Source organism: Streptomyces sp. ADI95-17, assembly GCF_003846175.1.
GTDB classification, from domain to species: Bacteria; Actinomycetota; Actinomycetes; order Streptomycetales; family Streptomycetaceae; genus Streptomyces; species Streptomyces sanglieri.
The window spans coordinates 278,867-296,238 of record NZ_ML123046.1 but is presented as its reverse complement, the minus strand read 5'-3'; the positions used below and the strand labels follow the sequence as shown (position 1 = coordinate 296,238).

Below are 17,372 nucleotides of genomic sequence, written 5' to 3'. Positions count from 1 at the left end.
GACATGGACCGCCATCCGTGAGGAGGTCAGTCCCGATGGAGGCACACACGGGCGACCGGCTGCTGATGCACGGCAGGACCGTGGGACAGCACGACAAGGTCGCAGAAATCGTCGAAGTGCTCGGGGCCGGGGGCACTCCCCCGTACCGCGTCCGCTTCGAGGACGGACACGAACACCTGATTTCACCCGGTCCCGACAGCGTCGTACAGCACACCGGCACCCGGAAACAGGCCCCGGAGACTCCGTAACGGCTCCGGCGGCCGGCACCGCTCCTCGCTCCCGGGACGGGCCGGTCCGTTCCCCGGCGGCCCGCCCCGATCACCCGTCGCGTCCACCCCGTTCGGTCAGCGGGGTGGACGCACCCTGCTGCGGTAGTGGTCGCCGACCACCCGGTCCATGGCCCCGATCCGGTCCCTGACCACGTCCTTCCCGGAGAAGTAGACATGGCCGCGCACCTGGTCGTACCGGGCGGCGAGGTCGATGTGCCGGGAGAGTTCGGCCGGGTCCTGCCAGGCGGCGGGCTGGGCCGGGTCACCGGCCTTGTACAGCGCCTCCCCCACGAACAGGTCGACCTCCGTGCCGCGCACCACCTCGCTCCACCAGGACAGCAGCTTGGCGTAGTCGGCGGCGGCGAAGCCGATGTTCCAGTAGATCTGCGGGCAGATGTAGTCGATCCAGCCCTTCCTGATCCAGCCGCGGGTGTCGGCGTACAGGTCGTCGTAGGTCTGCACGCCCGCCTTGGTGTCGGAGCCGAGCGGATCGGTGGAGGCGTTGCGCCACACCCCGAACGGGCTGATCCCGAACTGGACGTTCTTCTTGATCTTCTTGATCCGCTCGGCGGTCTCGCGCACCAGCTTGTCGGTGTTGTCGCGCCGCCAGGCCGCCTTGTCCGGGAAACCCGCGCCGTACTTGCGGTACGTGGCGTCGTCGTCGAAGACCTGCCCGGCCACCGGGTACGGGTAGAAGTAGTCGTCCCAGTGCACGGCGTCGATGTCGTAGCGGCGGACCGCGTCGAGCATCGCGTCCTGGACGAAGCTGCGGACCTCCGGAATCCCGGGGTTGTAGTAGAGCTTCCCGCCGTACGGCAGGACCCAGTCGGGGTGCAGCCGGGCCGGGTGGGTGGCGGCCAGCCGGGACGGGTCGGTGTGGTTGGCGACCCGGTACGGGTTGAACCAGGCGTGCAGCTCCAGGCCGCGCCGGTGCGCCTCACGGACGGCGGTGCCCAGCGGATCCCAGCCGGGGTCCTTGCCCTGGACGCCGGTGAGGTACTGGGCCCACGGTTCGTAGGGCGAGGGCCACAGCGCGTCGGCGGTCGGCCGGACCTGGAGGACGACGGTGTTCAGCCGCCGGTCCACGGCCTCGTCGAGGTAGGCGATCAGCTCGGCCTTCTGGGCGGCAGCCGTCAGGCCGGGCTCCGAGGGCCAGTCGAGGTTGGCGACGGTGGCGACCCACATCCCGCGCAGCTCGCGCCGGACGACATGGCGGTGGCGGGACTGCTCCGGCGCACCGGTCCGCCGGGAAGGACCCGCGAAGGCGTCACCGGCCAGGGTGACGGTGCTCACCACCCCCGCGACCACCCCGGCCGCTCCCGCCACAAAGCTTCTTCGGGCCATTTGCCGCATTTCGCTGCACCTGCCGTCTCTCTGTCATCGTCGTGAACGGTCCGTCGCCCCTGTATTCAGGCGTAACGCAGAGCATGCCCGCCCCGGCCCGCGATGACCCGTAGGACGCGGAGTAACGTCGGGGGGTCGGGGCGGGCACCGGAATCAGACGGGAACCTGCGACACGCAGAACAGCGAAAGGCACGAGGTGACGGACTCTATGGCCGACATTGCACGCGTCGGAGTGGTGGGCTGTGGCCAGATGGGCGCGGGCATCGCGGAGGTGTGCGCCCGCAGCGGTCTTGAGGTCATGGTGGCCGAGACCACCGGCGAGGCGTTGGAGATCGGCCGCACCCGGCTGCACAACTCCCTCTCGAAGGCCGCCGACCGCGGCAAGATCACTCCGGAGGAGCGCGACGAGACACTCGCCCGGCTGAGCTTCACCACGGACCTGGGCGAATTCGCCGACCGCGATCTCGTCATCGAGGCCGTGGTGGAGAACGAGCAGGTCAAGACCGAGATCTTCCAGGTGCTCGACCAGGTGGTGACCCGGCAGGACGCGATCCTCGCCTCGAACACCTCCTCCATCCCGCTGGTGAAGCTGGCCGTGGCGACCTCCCGCCCGGACCAGGTCATCGGCATCCACTTCTTCAACCCGGCCCCGGTGCAGAAGCTCGTCGAGCTGATCCCCGCTCTGACGACGTCCGACGAGACGGTCAAGCGCGCCGAGGCCCTGGTTCAGGACGTGCTGGGCAAGCACCCGATCCGCGCCCAGGACCGCTCCGGCTTCGTCGTCAACGCGCTACTGATCCCGTATCTGCTCTCCGCGATCCGGATGTTCGAGTCGGGGATCGCCAGCCGTGAGGACATCGACAACGGCATGGAGCTCGGCTGCGCCCACCCGATGGGCCCGCTCAAGCTCTCCGATCTGATCGGTCTCGACACGGTGGCCTCGGTCGCCGACTCGATGTACGCGGAGTTCAAGGAGCCGCTGTACGCCGCTCCCCCGCTGCTCCAGCGCATGGTGGACGCGGGCAGGCTCGGCCGCAAGACGGGCTCGGGTTTCTACCCGTACTCCTGATCCTTCCTTCGTGCCCGTACGGGGCCGGACCGGGCGATCCCCGGGCCGGCCCCGTACGCGGTCGTGCGGTGCTCACCCCAGCCGTAAGTGGCGCAGCATCATCAGTCCGGCGGCCATGCCCGCGGCCGGGACCTCGCCGCGGGCGATCAGGTCGGGCACCACCTTGAGCGGTATCCACTCGCGGCGCGAGGACTCGAAGGCGTCGCTGGGCGTGCCGGTCCAGTCGGCCTGTTCGGACCAGTAGAGGTGGTGCCGGGCGTCGATGAGGCCGTTCGACGGCTCCACGGTCAGCAGCGGGCGCAGCGGCCCGGGGCGCCAGCCGGTCTCCTCCTCCATCTCCCGGGCGGCGGCGGCCGCGATGTCCTCGCCGTCCTCGACGACGCCCGCGGCGAGCTCCCAGCCCCAGCTGTCCGTGATGAACCGGTGCCGCCAGAGCAGCAGCACCTCGTCGGCCCCGTTGACCGCGGTGGCCGCCGCGACGGGGCGCAGCCGGATGAGGTAGTGGTCGAGATGGCGGCCGTCGGGGATGACGACGTCCGCCAGATTGACCCGGAACCAGCGGTTCTCATACACAGTTTGTTCGTTCAGATTCGTCCATTGCACGTTTCTGCCACCTTTCGACAAGTAGGTGGCAACATCGCAGCAGGAGCAGGACCGGAAGGGAACGTACCGGTACCCCCGGCTCCGCACTCACAGCGGTACGCGCAACGCCCCGTCGATCAGTTCGGCGGCCCGCCCCGCATCCGCGCAGCCGCTCGCGACCAGGTCCTCGCGCACAGCGCGCAGCCGGTCGCGCAGCCGCCGCGACTCCATGCCCCCGGCCCGCTCCGCCATCTCCACCGCGGTGGCCGCCGCCCGGTCCGCCTCGCCCTGACGCAGCTCGATATGGGTCAGCATGGCCAGCCGGTGCACCCGGCCCCGGTCGTGCGCGGGGATCCGTACCGCCTTCGCCGCGTGCTCCCGGGCCCCCGGCAGATCACCGATGCCGAGCAGTGCCTCGGCCACCTGCACATCGACCAGGCCCGGCTGTACGTACCCCGTCTCGTCCGGCTCCCGGCCCGGCAGGATGCGTCCGGCCTCCGACTCGGCGCGCCGGATGCACTCGCGGGCGCCGCTCGCGTCCCCGAGGCGGGCATACGCCTTGGCCTGCATCGCGTACAGATCGGCGGCGAGCGCCGGGCTGATGTGTCCGGTGGCCGCCCGCAGCGCCGCCTGGGCGAAGGCCACGGACTGGCGGTAGTCGGCGAGGAAGAGCGACTGGTTGACCAGCAGGGCGATCACATAGCCGCCGAGCCCCCGGTCCCCGCTCGCCTTGGCCAGCCGCAGCGCCTGGTGGAAGTAGCGCTGGGCGAGCCCGTGCGCGTCGGAGTCGTACGCGCAGATCCCCGCGACCGCGACCAGCCCGCCCGCCGCCCGGTACAGCCGGCGGCCCATCGCGTCGCTGTAGCCGCCGCGCAGCAACGGGGCGGTCTCGGCGTTGAGGAAACCGACGACGCGGGACCGGGTCGCGATCCCGCCCGCCCGGCGGTACATCAGTTCGTAGTGGGTACGGGCCGCGCGCAGGGTCGCTATGTCGGTCATGGAGACACGGGCCGCCCCGTCGCGGGAGACATCGGTGTCCTCCGGCGGGTTCTCCCACTCCCAGACCGGCATCACCGCCGTGGTGCCCGTGACGGCGGCCGGGGCGAGGGCGTGCGGGCGCTGCGCCTCGTCCGAACGCCACAGCGCGGTGGCCCGCTCCACGAAGCCGGTGAGCGAGGCGCCGGGTACGGGAGAGCCGGTGCCCGGGGCCGCCATGCCGATGTCGTCCAGCGAGACGGGCCTGCTCAGCCGGTTGCCGAGCACTTCGCAGATCAGATCGGGCACCTGGCCGCGCGGGCGCTGCCCCTTCAGCCAGCGGGCCACGGCGGTGTGTTCGTACCGCAGTCGCAGTCCGCGGGGGCGGCCGGCCCGGTTGATGTGCGCGGCGAGACCCGCCCGGGAGACGCCCGCCTCCTCGATCAGGGCAGCCAGCAGAATGTTGGGCTCCGTTGCCCCCATGTGCCCCTCCGGTGGTTCGGCACGCCGAGGCGTGCCGAACCAGTGGAGCACGATTCACACGGGGTGTGAACGCAATGCCCGAACCGTCCCGCTGCGCACCCTGTTGCGCCGGCGCGCGGATCGGTTGAATCAGTCGTCTCGCAAGAGGCGGACGGGTCGTCTGCTCCCCCTCGTACAGTACGACGACCCGCAACCGCGCCGTTCGCGCTGCCGACCTGCCCGACACTCCGTGGCAGCGCGGACGGTGCCGGACCGCACGGCCCACTGCCCACGGATCGGAGGGTGGCTGCGGGATCGGCTCGGAGCCGGGTTCCCCCGGGCCGCGCCGGGGCCCGCGTGCGGTCCACGCCGTTCGGCGAGCATGGCAGGAGGGGCGCATCCGATGACCGGATGCGCCCCTCCTCGCCGTATTCGTACGGAACGCTACGCGCCCCGCAGCACCGCGCCCGTCCGCTCGGCGGCCAGGGCCACCGCCGCGTCGCGCGCGGCCGAGGCCTCGTCCACCGTCAGCGTGCGGTCCGCCGCGCGGAAGCGCAGCGCGTACGCCAGGGACTTGCGGCCCGCACCGATCTGCTCACCGGTGAAGACGTCGAACAGCCGCACCGATTCGAGGAGTTCGCCCGCACCTTCGCGCAGCGCCCGCTCCACGTCGGCGGCCGGGACGTTCTCCGTGACGATCAGCGCGACGTCCTGGGTCGCCACCGGGAAGGTGGAGATCCGGGGCGCCTGGAGCGCGCCGTCGACGGCCTGCTCCAGGACGTCGAGCTCGACCTCGGCGGCGCAGGTCCGCTCGGGCAGGTGGAGCGCCTTGACGACCCGCGGGTGGAGTTCGCCCGCGTGCCCGAAGAGCGTCTCCTCGCCGTTCACCGTGACGTACAGCGCGGCGCAGCGGCCCGGGTGCCACGGCGCGTGCTGGTCGGCGCGCACGATCACCTCGACGCCGGCCTCGTGGGCGATCGTGCGGGCCGCCTCGACGGCGTCCGCCCAGTCGGCCGGGCGGCCCTTGCCCCACCAGCCGGCCTGCTCGCGGGCGCCCGCGAGGACGACCGCGGCGCGGCGCGGCTGACGCGGCAGCGCGGCGTCGAGCGAGGCGATCTCCTCGTCGGTGGGACGCCGGTCGACCGGCAGCGGGACGGGCCTGGTCTCGTTGCCGGTCGGCCGGAAGACCAGGCCGGTCTCGAAGAGAGCGAGGTCGTGGCTGCCGCGGCCGTCGTTGCGCCGCAGTGCGCCGAGCAGGCCCGGCAGCAGCGTGGTGCGCAGCGCCGGCTCCTCGTCGGAGAGCGGGTTGACGAGCTTGACGGTACGGCGGCGGGCGTCGTCGGCGTCGAACCCGAGCTGGTCGAGGACGGCGTCGCCGATGAACGGGTAGTTCAGCGCCTCGACATAGCCGGCTCCGGCGAGCGCCCGGCCGACCCTGCGGTACAGCCGCTGGCGGTCGGTGAGCCCGCGGCCCGACGGCGGGGTCGGGAGGGTCGACGGGAGGTTCTCGTAACCCTCCAGCCTGATGACCTCCTCGGCGAGGTCGTTCGGCTCGCTGAGGTCGGGGCGCCAGGACGGCACGGTGACGATCAGCTCGTCCTGCCCGTAGACGTCGCAGCCGACCTCCTGGAGGCGGCGTACGACGGTCTCGCGGCCGTAGTCGACGCCGGCCACCTTGTCGGGGTGGTTCGCGGGCATCGCGATGGTGCGGGGCGCGGACGGTGCGCTGACCTCGGTGACCCCGGCCTCGGCGGTGCCGCCGGCGAGCAGCACCAGCAGGTCGACGGTGCGCTGCGCGGCGGCAGCGGCGGCCTGCGGGTCCGAGCCGCGCTCGAAGCGCTTGGACGCCTCGGAGGACAGCTTGTGGCGGCGCGCGGTCCGGGCGATCGAGATCGCGTCGAAGTGCGCGGCCTCGATGACGACCTCGGTGCTGCGGTGCTCGCCGTCCTGGACGTCCGCGATCTCGGTGTTGGCACCGCCCATGACACCCGCGAGGCCGATCGGCCCGCGGTTGTCCGTGATGACCAGGTCCTCGGCGTCCAGGACGCGGACCGTGCCGTCGAGGGTGGTGAGCTTCTCGCCCTGCTGGGCGCGGCGCACCCCGATCGGCCCGTCGACGCGGGTGCGGTCGTAGGCGTGCAGCGGCTGGCCGAGCTCCAGCATCACGTAGTTGGTGATGTCGACGGCGAGCGAGATCGGGCGCATCCCGGCCTTCTGCAGCCGGCGCTGGAGCCAGATCGGGGAGCGGGCCTCGGGCTGGAGGCCGACGACGGTGCGCGCGGTGAACCTGTCGCAGCCGATCGGGTCGGCGACCTTGACCGGGTAGCCGTACGCGTTCGGCGCGGGCACGTCCAGCAGCGCCGGGTCGCGCAGCGGCAGCCCGTACGCGATGGCGGTCTCGCGGGCGACGCCGCGCATGGAGAGGCAGTAGCCCCGGTCCGGCGTGACGGCGATGTCCAGGACCTCGTCGACGAGCTGGAGCAGCTCGATCGCGTCGGTGCCGACCTCGTGCTCGGGCGGCAGCACGATGATGCCGTGCGTGCCGTCGTCGCCCATGCCGAGCTCGTCGGTGGAGCAGATCATGCCGTGCGAGGTCTTGCCGTACGTCTTGCGGGCGGCGATCGCGAAGTCACCGGGCAGCACGGCGCCCGGGAGGACCACGACGACCTTGTCGCCGACGGAGAAGTTGCGGGCGCCGCAGACGATCTCCTGCGGCTCGCCGGTGCCGTTGGCGCTGCCGACGTCGACCGTGCAGAAGCGGATGGGCTTCTTGAAGCCCTCCAGCTCCTCGATGGTCAGTACCTGTCCGACGACCAGCGGGCCCTTGAGGCCGGCGCCGATCTGCTCGACGGTCTCGACCTCCAGACCCACGGCGACGAGCTTGGCCTGTACGTCACGGCCGGTCTCCGTCGCCGGCAGGTCGACGTACTCCCGCAGCCAGGAAAGCGGGACGCGCATCAGATCTCCATCCCGAACGGCCGGGTGAACCGGACGTCACCCTCGACCATGTCTCGCATGTCTTCTACGTTGTGGCGGAACATCAGCATCCGTTCGATGCCGAACCCGAAGGCGAATCCGCTGTACTTCTGGGGGTCGACGCCGCAGGCGATGAGCACCTTGGGGTTGACCATGCCGCAGCCGCCGAGCTCGATCCAGCCCTCGCTGCCACAGGTCCGGCAGGGGCGGCCCGGGTTGCCGACGGACGCGCCGCGGCAGACGTAGCAGACCATGTCCATCTCGGCGGACGGCTCGGTGAACGGGAAGAAGTTCGGCCGCAGCCGGGTCTTCATGTCCGGGCCGAAGAGCGCCTGGACCATGTGGTCGAGGGTGCCCTTGAGGTCGGCCATGGTGAGGCCCTCGTCGACGGCCAGCAGCTCGATCTGGTGGAAGACCGGGGTGTGCGTCGCGTCGAGCTCGTCGGTGCGGTAGACGCGGCCGGGGCAGACGACGTAGACCGGGGGCTCCCGGTCGAGCAGGGAGCGGGCCTGGACCGGCGAGGTGTGGGTGCGCAGCACGACCCCGGACTCGTCGTTCCTGGCGCCGTCGGGGCCCTGGACGAAGAAGGTGTCCTGCATCTGCCGGGCCGGGTGGTCGGGCACGAAGTTCAGGGCGTCGAAGTTGAACCACTCCGCCTCGGCCTCGGGGCCCTCGGCGACCTCGTAGCCCATGGCCACGAAGACGTCCGCGACGCGCTCCATGATGGTCGTCAGCGGGTGGCGGGCGCCGGCCGGGGTGCGGTCGTAGGGCAGCGTGACGTCCACCGCCTCCTCGACCAGCACGCGGGCGTCCCGCTCGGCCTCCAGCTCCGCCTGGCGGGCGGCGAGGGCCTTGGAGACCGCGCCGCGGGCCTGGCCCACGCGCTTGCCCGCCTCGGCCTTGGCCTGCGGCGGCAGCGCGCCGATCTCGCGGTTGGCGAGCGACAGCGGCGAGGTGCCCCCGGTGTGCGCGGTCTTCGCCTGGGCGAGCGCGTCGAGGTCACCGGCGGCGGCGAAGGCGGCGAACGCCTCGTCCCGCAGGCGCTCGATCTCTTCCGGTTTCAGTGCCTCGACCTCGACTGGGTCGTACGACTTGTTCGGTGCCGACATCTCTTCCCGTGCTTCCGATTGGCTGATACTGCGCTTACCGGGGAAGACCCCGGACCCCCATGGCCCCGATCGACGACTGGAGGACGCAAAGGTGCCAAAGGTCGAGTCTAAGGGCCACAGGATGTGTGGGAGGCCCGTGGGCCGCTCAGACCAGGTAGGCCGGCGCGCTCACGGGCAGGATAAATCGGAACTCCGCGCCGCCGCCGGGGCCGCGGCCGACCGTGATCGTGCCGCCGTGCGCCTCGACGATGCCCTTGACGATGTAGAGGCCCAGGCCCGTACCGCCGCGCTTGCTCCCCCGCCAGAAGCGGGTGAAGACACGGCCCATCGACTCCTCGGGGATGCCGGGGCCTTCGTCGCTCACGGTGACCGCCGTTCCCTTGTCGTCGCTCGCGGGTGCGGGTGCGACTTCAATGGTGACGGTTCCCTCGCCGTGACGCACCGCGTTTTCCAGCAGGTTGCCGAGCACCTGGTCGACCTTGTCCGGGTCGGCCCAGACCGCGGGCAGCGGCTGGCAGGTGCGGACGAGGAAGCGGTCGGGGTCCTGGCCGGTCGCGGTGAGGGCCTGGACGTGCCGTTCGACGGCGGCGGAGAGGTCCACGGGCTGGCGCCGCAGCTCCAGGCGTCCGGAGTCGATCCGGGAGATGTCGAGCAGCTCGGCGATGAGCCGGGTGACGCGGCCGGCGTCGGCGTCGACCGTCTCCAGCATCAGGCGCTTCTGGTCGTCGGTGAACCGCTCCCACTTGGCGAGCAGCGTCGCGGTGAAGCCCTTGACCGAGGTCAGCGGGGAGCGCAGCTCATGGGCGACCGTGGCGATCAGCTCGGCGTGGCTGCGTTCGTTGCGGCGGCGGGCCTCGGTGCCGCGCAGCGAGACCACCACCCGGCGCACCGGCCCGGTCGGGTGCTCGCGCACGTAGCGGGCGGAGACCAGGACCTCCCGGCCGCCGGGCAGCAGCAGATTGCGCTCGGGCTGGCCGGCACGGGTGGCGAGGCCGCCGTAGGGGTCGGTCAGCTCCCACCAGCGGTGGCCCTTGAGGTCCTCCAGCGGCAGTACGTGCTCCAGTGCGCGGCCGAGGGCGGCGGCCCGGGGCACCGCGGTGATCCGGGTGGCCGCGGCGTTGAAGCAGATGATCCGGCCGGTCTCGTCGGCGACGGCCAGGCCGTCGGGCAGGTCGTCGGGATCGATCCCCATGTCGAAGACTCCGGGCTCCGGGTTCTCGGCCGCTTCGCCCGCCCCGCCGACGGGTTCGCAGGCGCGCACGACGGCCGTACGTGTCTCGCGCGGCCTGCTCATGCCGACAGCCATATCCCGTACCCCACCTCTCGAACCGGTGCAGTGGGCCCCCGAGTTCGCCACCCTACTAGTCGTCGGTGACCCGGCGACACCCTGCGATGTCACCGCGGGCGCTGGGCCCTCGCGGAGGCGTACAGGCATACGGCTGCCGCCGTCGCGAGGTTGAGGCTCTCCGCCTTGCCGTGGATGGGCACCCGCACCACGGCGTCGGCCAGTGCCCGGGTCTCCTCCGGCAGGCCCCAGGCCTCGTTGCCGAACACCCAGGCGGTCGGGCCGCCCATGGTGCCCGCGTCGAGTTCGTCGTCGAGGTCGTCGTCGCCCGCGCCGTCGGCGGCGAGAATCCGTACGCCCGCCGCCCGCAGTCCCTGCACGGCCCGCTCGACCGGGACGCCGACGGCGACCGGCAGGTGGAAGAGCGAACCGACCGACGCCCGGACCGACTTGGGGTTGTAGAGGTCCACCGACGCGTCGGTGAGCACGACGGCGTCGGCGCCCGCCGCGTCGGCGCAGCGCAGCACCGTCCCGGCGTTCCCGGGGTCGCGCACGTGGGCGAGGACGGCGACCAGCTTCGGCTTCGCGGCGAGGATCGCGTCGAACGGGGAGTCGAGGAAGCGGCAGACGCCGATCAGGCCCTGCGGGGTGACGGTCTGCGACACATCGGCGAGCACCTCGCCGTCGGCGAGGTGCACCCGGGCGCCGGCCGCGTGGGCGGCGGCGACGATGTCGGCGTACCGCTCGGCCGCCTCGACGGTGGCGAACAGCTCGATCAGGGTCGGCTCGCCGTCGCTGCCGCGGTGCTCGGCGGCCTCGCGCACGGCCTGCGGCCCCTCGGCGATGAACCTGCGCTCCTTGCCGCGGAAGTTGCGCCTGGCCAGCCGCCGGGCGGCGGCGACGCGTGGCGATCGCGGGGAGATCAGTTCGGGGGTGCCCATGGTCGGCGGCGAGCCTCTCTGCGTACGGAGGTGGCGGACGTACGGAACGTGTCGTGCAACGCACCGGACCCGCAGACGGCGAGCGCCTGCGGGTCCGGAACGGAAGACAGTGCGACCTGGATCAGGCGGCCTTCGGGGCGTTGACGTCGCTCGGGAGGGCCTTCTGGGCAACCTCGACGAGGGCGGCGAACGCGTTGCTGTCGTTGACCGCGAGCTCGGCCAGGATCTTGCGGTCCACCTCGATGTTGGCGGCCTTCAGACCCTGGATGAGGCGGTTGTACGTCATGCCGTTCTGGCGGGCAGCGGCGTTGATGCGCTGGATCCACAGCTGACGGAAGTCGCCCTTGCGCTTCTTGCGGTCGTTGTAGTTGTAGACGAGGGAGTGGGTGACCTGCTCCTTCGCCTTGCGGTACAGGCGGGAGCGCTGGCCGCGGTAGCCGCTGGCCTGCTCGAGGATTGCCCGGCGCTTCTTGTGAGCGTTTACTGCCCGCTTGACGCGTGCCACTTTTTAACTCCTTGTAGCGGGGCTGGTGTTCGCGGTGTCGACTCACCCAGCCCGGAAACGAATTGGTCCCGGTCTCGAATTCACCGCCCGCGGATTCACCGCGGGCCGCGAACTCACTTGCCGAGAAGCTTCTTGATCTTCTTGGCGTCGGACGGAGCCACTACGACCGTGCCGGTCAGCGAGCGGGTCTTCTTGGACGACTTGTGCTCAAGAAGGTGGCGCTTGCCGGCGCGCTCACGGAGCACCTTGCCGGAGCCGGTGATCTTGAAGCGCTTGCTGGCACCGCTGTGCGTCTTGTTCTTCGGCATCGCGCCGTTCTCTCCTCGTCAGTGGCGCCCCTCGCGGTGCGGGCACCGGGCAGCAGGGGCGTCAGATCTTGGTGGGAATTCCGGGGTGACCCGGGGCCGCCTGGATGGCGGCCCCTGGAGGTCAGGCCTCGGAAGGTGTCTCGGCCGGAGCCTCGGGCTGCGCTTCGGCAACCTCGTCCGCGGCCTCGGCGTCGGGGGTGGAACCCTGACGCTCCGCCTTGCGGGCGGCCTGAGCCTCGCGGGCCTCGGCCATGGCTTCGGTCTTCTTCTTGTGCGGGCCCAGAACCATGATCATGTTCCGGCCGTCCTGCTTCGGGTTGGACTCGATGAAGCCGAGTTCCTCCACGTCCGAAGCCAGACGCTGGAGCAGTCGGAAGCCCAGCTCGGGGCGGGACTGCTCACGACCACGGAACATGATCGTGATCTTGACCTTGTCGCCCTGCTTGAGGAACCGGACGACGTGACCCTTCTTGGTGTCATAGTCGTGCGGGTCGATCTTCGGCCGGAGCTTCATCTCCTTGATGACCGTGTGCGCCTGGTTCTTGCGCGCCTCACGGGCCTTCATGGCCGACTCGTACTTGAACTTCCCGTAGTCCATGAGCTTGCACACGGGCGGACGGGCGGTCGCCGCCACCTCGACCAGGTCGAGGTCGTACTCCTGTGCGAGTTCCAGGGCCTTGGCAAGCGGAACAATCCCGACCTGCTCGCCGCTGGGACCGACAAGTCGCACCTCGGGAACGCGAATCCGGTCGTTGATGCGGGGCTCGGCGCTGATGGATCCTCCTCGGTAGCACCACGCGGCCGCCTGGCGGACAGCCACGTAACGTCTGTTTCGTGAGACCAACCGCACCAGTGCAATAAAAATGCCCCGGACGGGACACAGGCGGGGCTCCTGGAACAACCGGAACCACCACGGTCAACCGCGGGGCGCATCGGGCGGTCCCATCGTCCGTACGGAACGATGGCCACCGCCTGACCGGATGACCCGCCGTCCCGGGGGACGGTCAGGTGGGAGATCGGAGCCTCCACTTGTGGGCCGGGCACATAGCTGCCCAGCCGGTCGTTACACAAGGTTAGCAGCTCCCCCGGGCGGACGCTAACCGGCTCCCGCCCGCCGCTCCCGCGGACGGGACGGCTCCGGCGTGGGCCTATCGTATGGCGCATGAGTGACGCGACCCCCACCAGTGATTCCCCCGGCTTCGACGACATGACCCGCGACATCGCGGAGGTGCCCGCGGTCGAGGTGATCGTCACGGTCGCGGTCAATCTGATGAGCGCCGCCGCCGTGAAGCTCGGGCTGACCGAGGACGGCGACGAGCACAAGGACCTCGACGAGGCCCGCAAGCTGGTGCACGCGCTGGCCGGTCTGCTGGACGGCAGCGCCACCGAGATCAGCTCCTTCCACGCGGCCCCGCTGCGGGACGGCCTGAAGTCGCTGCAGCTCGCGTTCCGCGAGGCGTCGCTCGTACCGGACGAGCCCGGTCAGGGCCCCGGCGAGAAGTACACCGGCCCCGTCTTCGGCTGAGCCCCTCCCTCTCCTTCTGCGTTCCCGCGAAACTGCTGAGTCCCCTGCCCGGACGGGCAGGGGACTCCTTTGCGTGCGGCGCGATCAGCGCGTGAAGAGCGGCTCTCCCGGGGCGGCGGCGTCGGCCGGGAGCAGCGCCAGATCCAGGCCGCGCACCAGGCGGGCGCGCAGGACCTCGTCGGCCGCCAGCGCGTCCGCGACCCGGCGGGCCGCCTCGGCGGGCTCGGTGCCGGGGGCGAGTACCAGGGCGAGGGTGCCGTCGGCCCGGCCCGGTCCGAGGTGGGCCCGGAGCACCGCGGGTTCGGCGGCGACCGCGTTCCGTACCGCCGAGGTGACGGCGGGGTCGTCCAGCGGGTCGGCGCTGGTGCGGCCCTCGGCGAGGGCGAGCAGCGCGGAGCCGGTCAGCTCGAACGCGACCGGGCCGGCGAGGTCGAGGACGACCGTGTCCGCCTTCTCGTGCGCGGCGGCCTGCAGTGCCTGGTGCATGGGTACGGCGACGGGGCGGGCCTGCGGATCCCAGCGGGCCAGTGAGTCGGTCGAGGTGAAGGCGGGCAGGGCCCGGCGGCCCCCGGCCCGGAGCGTGGGAACGGCCATGTCACTGGTCTTCTCACGACGCAGTCCGTTCTCGTCCTCCTCCACCTCCCCCAGCACGGCGACGACCGGGACGAGGAGCCGGGCGCCCCTGAGGGCTTCGAGCACCGGGCCGACGGCCTTGCGGTCCTCGGCCCAGGCGGCCAGTGCCGTCGTCAGTGCCGGGTCGGCCGTGCCGTCGTCGTCGGAGTATCCGGGGTCCGGAATGTTCTTCTGCGCCACGGGGCGAGCCTAGTGCCTGGGCCGTGCCGTCCCGTCGACAGGTCCGTATCGTCCGTACCGGCCGCCGGACCGACCGGGTCACGGCGACGGAGGGTGAGGAGCCGGAGGTGGATCTCGACACGGCGCTGACCGCGGCGGTGGAGCCGCTGACGGCCGGTGCGGACGGTGTGCGGGTGTCGGTCGCCGTGCTGGACACCGGCAGCGGGGCACGGGCGGTCCACGGGGACGGTTCGTTCGACACCGCGAGTGTCGTCAAGGTGGATCTGGTCGCGGCGCTGCTGCTGATCGCCCAGGACGAGGGGCGCGCGCTCACCGCGGTCGAGCGCGAGTGCGCCGCCGCCATGATCGAGCGGAGCGACAACGCCCGCACCACCGTGCTGCTGCGGGAGATCGGCGGTCCGGCGGCGCTCGACGCGGCCAATGCCCGCCTGGGCCTGACCGGGACGACGGCGGCGCATGCCTGGGGGCTGACCAGGACCACGGCGGCGGACCGGCTGACGCTGTTGCGGGCGGTGTTCGGCACGGAGTCGGAGCTGAACGAGGAGTCCCGTGCGTGTCTGCGGGGGCTGATGGAGCGGGTCGAGGCCGGTCAGCGGTGGGGGGTGTCGGCGGCGGGCGACCGCTGGGCGCTGAAGAACGGCTGGATGCCACGGACGACGACCGGGCTGTGGGACATCAACAGCATCGGCCGGGTCCGGGCCGACGGGCGCACCTGCCTGGTGGCGGTGCTCTCGGACGGGCAGCCGACGAAGGAGTCGGGGATCGCGCTGGTCGAGGCGGTGGCGAAGGCGGCGGTGGGGGTGTTCGGCAGGGCGCGGTGAGCCGGAGCGGGTCGGCCCCGTACGGAGGCAGGGGCCGCGGTCCCCGTCGCGAGGAACGGTCGGCCCCGTACGGAGGCAGGGGCCGCGGTCCCCGTCGCGAGGAGCGGTCAGCCCCGTACGGAGAACGGGCCGCGGCCCCTGTCGCGCCAGAGCACCACGGCCAGGGCCAGCAGCACCGCTCCGAGGCCGCCCGCGCCGGCCGCTAGCCAGCCCGCGGGGCTGCTCTCGTGGTGCTCGGGGGTGGGACCGGCGCCGAAGTAGCGCTTCCGGTAGCCGGCCCCGGTGGATTCGGCGCGCAGACCGGCGGGGCGGAGCTGGGCGCCGGCCTCGATGGCCGCGGCGGGGTCGACGATGCCGTACCCGCGGGCGTCGTCCCGGCCGGACGCCGGGGCGCCGCGGGCCGTGTCCGCGAGGAGCTTCTTGATCTGGGCGGGCGAGAGCCCCGGGTGCGCGGCACGGACCAGGGCGACGGCGCCGGAGACGAACGCGGAGGCGGCGGAGGTGCCCCACTCCACGTAGTACTGCTGGTCGGGTGCGGCGACGACGATGTCGACCCCGGGTGCGCTGACGGTGGCGTACCAGCGGCGGGTGGAGAACGCGGCGTGGGTGCCGTACCGGTCGACGGCGGCGACCGCGATCACGCCGGGGTAGGCGGCGGGGTACGAGATGTGGTCGCCCTTCTCGCCGCCGTTGCCCGCGGAGGCGACGACGACGGCCCCCTTCTTCAGCGCGTACTGGATGGCGGCGTCCTCGCCGGGCTCGGGGTGCGCGGACTTGCTGTCGTCGCCGAGCGAGAGGTTGATGACGTCGGCGCCGTGGTCGGCGGCCCAGCGGATGCCGTCGGCGAGGGCCGTGCCGCGTGATTCCCGGGCCTTGGCGCGGGACGGGTCGGAGGCTTCGAGGATCACCCGGACCGGAAGGATCCTCGCCTCGGGCGCGATGCCGAGGACCCCGTCATCGCGTCCCGCCCCATGGCCGTGACCTGCGATGATGCCTGCCATCGCAGTGCCGTGGCGGGCCCAGGAGCGATCGCCGCGGCGGGCACCGAAGCCGATCATGTCCTTGCCGGGCAGTACTTGGCCGGTCAGATCGGGCAGGTTGCCGTCGACCCCGGTGTCGACGACGGCGACGGTGATGCCCCGGCCCTTGGTGGTCCGCCACGCCTGGTCGGTGTGGAGTGTCTGGAGGCCCCACTGCTGGTCCCGGATGGCGTCGGCACGGGCCGGTGTCGCGGGCAGGAGCGCGAACGCGGTGGCGGCGCAGACCGCGCCCAGGGCGCGGTGGCGGCGGGTGCGGCGGCTCATTCCGGCTTCTCCGTGAGGTCGGTGACGGTCCTGCGCAGACCGCGCTCGATCCGGTCGGCGATGCCCTTGGCGTCGTTGCCGAGCCCGGCCTGGGCGGCGGCCGTCGTGGCGTTCGCGACCATGGCCCGGTCGACGGGCTGCGGGTCGGTGACGGTGCGCCCGTCGGCGAAGCCGGACACGGCGAACGCGACGACGGGCACGTCGGTCAGTACGCGGACGGTCCAGCTGGCGCGCTGCCGGTCGCCGAATCCGGCGGCGGCCGTGCCCTTGACGGGGTAGGTGCGGGGCATCAGGTCGGTGCGCCGGCCGAGGTGCTGGGCGGTGAAGCGGGTGTTCAGCGCCTTCATCGCCGCTTCGTCGCCCTCGGTGAAGATCAGCCCGACCGTGGTGACGCTGCTGGCGGTGGCGTCGGTGTAGGTGGCGCGGAGCATGCGTGCGCAGCCGACCGGGCCGAGGGTCCGGGCCAGCAGCGGGTCCAGGCCGGCCCGGCAGCCGCTGTCCGGGGCGACGGCGATCCGGTTCCAGACGCGGTCGGCGCCGCCGGGTCCCGCTCCGTCTCCGGTCAGGGTGCGGGGGAAGAGGGTGTCCACGGGGACGCTGTGCCAGGCGGAGCGGCCCACGGTGTAGGTGCTGTGGGCGGCGGCGTCGGCCGAGGAGTCGCTGGTGAGCCAGGCGCCGGTGGCCGCGCCTCCGATCAGTCCGAGCCCGAGCACGACACAGGCCGCGGCGGTCGCGGTCCTGGCGGGGTGGCGGGTACGGATCGGGCGCAGCCGGGTGGTGGTCTCGGCGGGCGTCTCGGGGCGGGGCAGGACGTACGGCGGGTGCTGCGGCTGCTGGTAGACGTGCGGGAAGACGGGCGCCGGTCCGGCCTGCGGCGGGACGGCTCCGGGGCGCGGGGTGAGGTCCACGGCGCCGACGGGCCGCCGACGGGTCACGGCCGGCGGCTGCTCGGGGCGCGGCGGGGCAGCGGCGGCTGGGGCGGTGGGCGCGGGCGTGGTGGCGGCTGGCGGGGCAGCGACGGGTGGAGCTGTGACAGCGGGCGGGGCAGCGACCGGCGGGGCGGTGGGCGCGGGCGCGTCGGGGG

The 17,372-nt window shown here is 72.3% G+C and carries 17 protein-coding genes; 4 read left to right on the top strand and 13 right to left on the bottom strand.

What is annotated here, in order from left to right:
- Nucleotides 1-35: 35 nt before the first annotated feature.
- On the top strand, nt 36-248 hold the full coding sequence (locus EES42_RS15195; RefSeq protein WP_124718762.1) for a DUF1918 domain-containing protein: 213 nt from the start codon (nt 36-38) through the stop codon (nt 246-248).
- A 96-nt stretch (nt 249-344) separates the two neighbouring features.
- On the opposite strand, the gene EES42_RS15190 is transcribed toward EES42_RS15195, so the two are convergent.
- Nucleotides 345-1,622, bottom strand: a complete 1,278-nt coding sequence (locus EES42_RS15190; RefSeq protein ID WP_206433479.1) for a glycoside hydrolase family 10 protein — start codon at nt 1,620-1,622, stop codon at nt 345-347.
- A 199-nt stretch (nt 1,623-1,821) separates the two neighbouring features.
- Here EES42_RS15190 and EES42_RS15185 point away from each other — a divergent pair, with 199 nt between their 5' ends.
- On the top strand, nt 1,822-2,682 hold the full coding sequence (locus EES42_RS15185) for a 3-hydroxybutyryl-CoA dehydrogenase (protein WP_124718760.1): 861 nt from the start codon (nt 1,822-1,824) through the stop codon (nt 2,680-2,682).
- Nucleotides 2,683-2,754: 72 nt separating this feature from the next.
- On the opposite strand, the gene EES42_RS15180 is transcribed toward EES42_RS15185, so the two are convergent.
- The 9 genes from EES42_RS15180 to infC form a co-directional block, all read right to left on the bottom strand.
- On the bottom strand, nt 2,755-3,285 hold the full coding sequence (locus tag EES42_RS15180; protein WP_124718759.1) for an NUDIX domain-containing protein: 531 nt from the start codon (nt 3,283-3,285) through the stop codon (nt 2,755-2,757).
- Between the two features lie 87 nt (nt 3,286-3,372).
- Nucleotides 3,373-4,722, bottom strand: a complete 1,350-nt coding sequence (locus EES42_RS15175) for a transcriptional regulator (protein WP_124718758.1) — start codon at nt 4,720-4,722, stop codon at nt 3,373-3,375.
- A gap of 423 nt (nt 4,723-5,145) precedes the next feature.
- Nucleotides 5,146-7,659 (bottom strand): phenylalanine--tRNA ligase subunit beta, encoded by a 2,514-nt coding sequence (pheT, locus tag EES42_RS15170; RefSeq protein ID WP_124718757.1) that lies wholly within the window; start codon nt 7,657-7,659, stop codon nt 5,146-5,148.
- Nucleotides 7,659-8,786 carry a phenylalanine--tRNA ligase subunit alpha gene (pheS, locus tag EES42_RS15165; protein WP_124718756.1) on the bottom strand — a complete coding sequence of 376 codons (1,128 nt, stop codon included), beginning with the start codon at nt 8,784-8,786 and terminating at the stop codon, nt 7,659-7,661. The genes pheT and pheS overlap by 1 nt, the downstream gene beginning before the upstream one ends.
- A 145-nt stretch (nt 8,787-8,931) precedes the next feature.
- On the bottom strand, nt 8,932-9,978 hold the full coding sequence (locus tag EES42_RS15160; RefSeq protein ID WP_241196460.1) for a sensor histidine kinase: 1,047 nt from the start codon (nt 9,976-9,978) through the stop codon (nt 8,932-8,934).
- Nucleotides 9,979-10,181: 203 nt separating this feature from the next.
- Nucleotides 10,182-11,012: a TrmH family RNA methyltransferase gene (locus EES42_RS15155; RefSeq protein WP_124718754.1), complete on the bottom strand. Its 831-nt coding sequence runs from the start codon at nt 11,010-11,012 to the stop codon at nt 10,182-10,184.
- Between the two features lie 121 nt (nt 11,013-11,133).
- Nucleotides 11,134-11,517, bottom strand: a complete 384-nt coding sequence (gene rplT / locus EES42_RS15150) for a 50S ribosomal protein L20 (RefSeq protein WP_072484442.1) — start codon at nt 11,515-11,517, stop codon at nt 11,134-11,136.
- A gap of 113 nt (nt 11,518-11,630) precedes the next feature.
- Nucleotides 11,631-11,825 carry a 50S ribosomal protein L35 gene (gene rpmI / locus EES42_RS15145; protein WP_072484441.1) on the bottom strand — a complete coding sequence of 65 codons (195 nt, stop codon included), beginning with the start codon at nt 11,823-11,825 and terminating at the stop codon, nt 11,631-11,633.
- 121 nt (nt 11,826-11,946) lie between these two features.
- Entirely contained in the window at nt 11,947-12,645 is a 699-nt protein-coding gene (gene infC / locus EES42_RS15140; RefSeq protein ID WP_218107178.1) for a translation initiation factor IF-3, read from the bottom strand.
- 342 nt (nt 12,646-12,987) lie between these two features.
- On the opposite strand from infC, the gene EES42_RS15130 reads away from it, so the two are divergent.
- Nucleotides 12,988-13,350 (top strand): DUF1844 domain-containing protein, encoded by a 363-nt coding sequence (locus EES42_RS15130; RefSeq protein ID WP_124718752.1) that lies wholly within the window; start codon nt 12,988-12,990, stop codon nt 13,348-13,350.
- A gap of 84 nt (nt 13,351-13,434) precedes the next feature.
- Here EES42_RS15130 and EES42_RS15125 read toward each other — a convergent pair whose 3' ends face one another.
- Nucleotides 13,435-14,163, bottom strand: coding sequence for an SseB family protein (locus tag EES42_RS15125; RefSeq protein WP_124718751.1), 729 nt, complete (start codon nt 14,161-14,163; stop codon nt 13,435-13,437).
- Nucleotides 14,164-14,270: 107 nt separating this feature from the next.
- Between EES42_RS15125 and EES42_RS15120 the strand changes: the two genes are divergently transcribed.
- Nucleotides 14,271-14,984 carry a serine hydrolase gene (locus tag EES42_RS15120; RefSeq protein WP_241196396.1) on the top strand — a complete coding sequence of 238 codons (714 nt, stop codon included), beginning with the start codon at nt 14,271-14,273 and terminating at the stop codon, nt 14,982-14,984.
- A 107-nt stretch (nt 14,985-15,091) separates the two neighbouring features.
- Here EES42_RS15120 and mycP read toward each other — a convergent pair whose 3' ends face one another.
- Both mycP and EES42_RS15110 read right to left on the bottom strand, forming a co-directional pair.
- Nucleotides 15,092-16,288, bottom strand: a complete 1,197-nt coding sequence (mycP, locus tag EES42_RS15115; protein WP_124718749.1) for a type VII secretion-associated serine protease mycosin — start codon at nt 16,286-16,288, stop codon at nt 15,092-15,094.
- Nucleotides 16,285-17,196 (bottom strand): hypothetical protein, encoded by a 912-nt coding sequence (locus EES42_RS15110; RefSeq protein WP_124719374.1) that lies wholly within the window; start codon nt 17,194-17,196, stop codon nt 16,285-16,287. The genes mycP and EES42_RS15110 overlap by 4 nt, the downstream gene beginning before the upstream one ends.
- Nucleotides 17,197-17,372 lie beyond the last annotated feature (176 nt).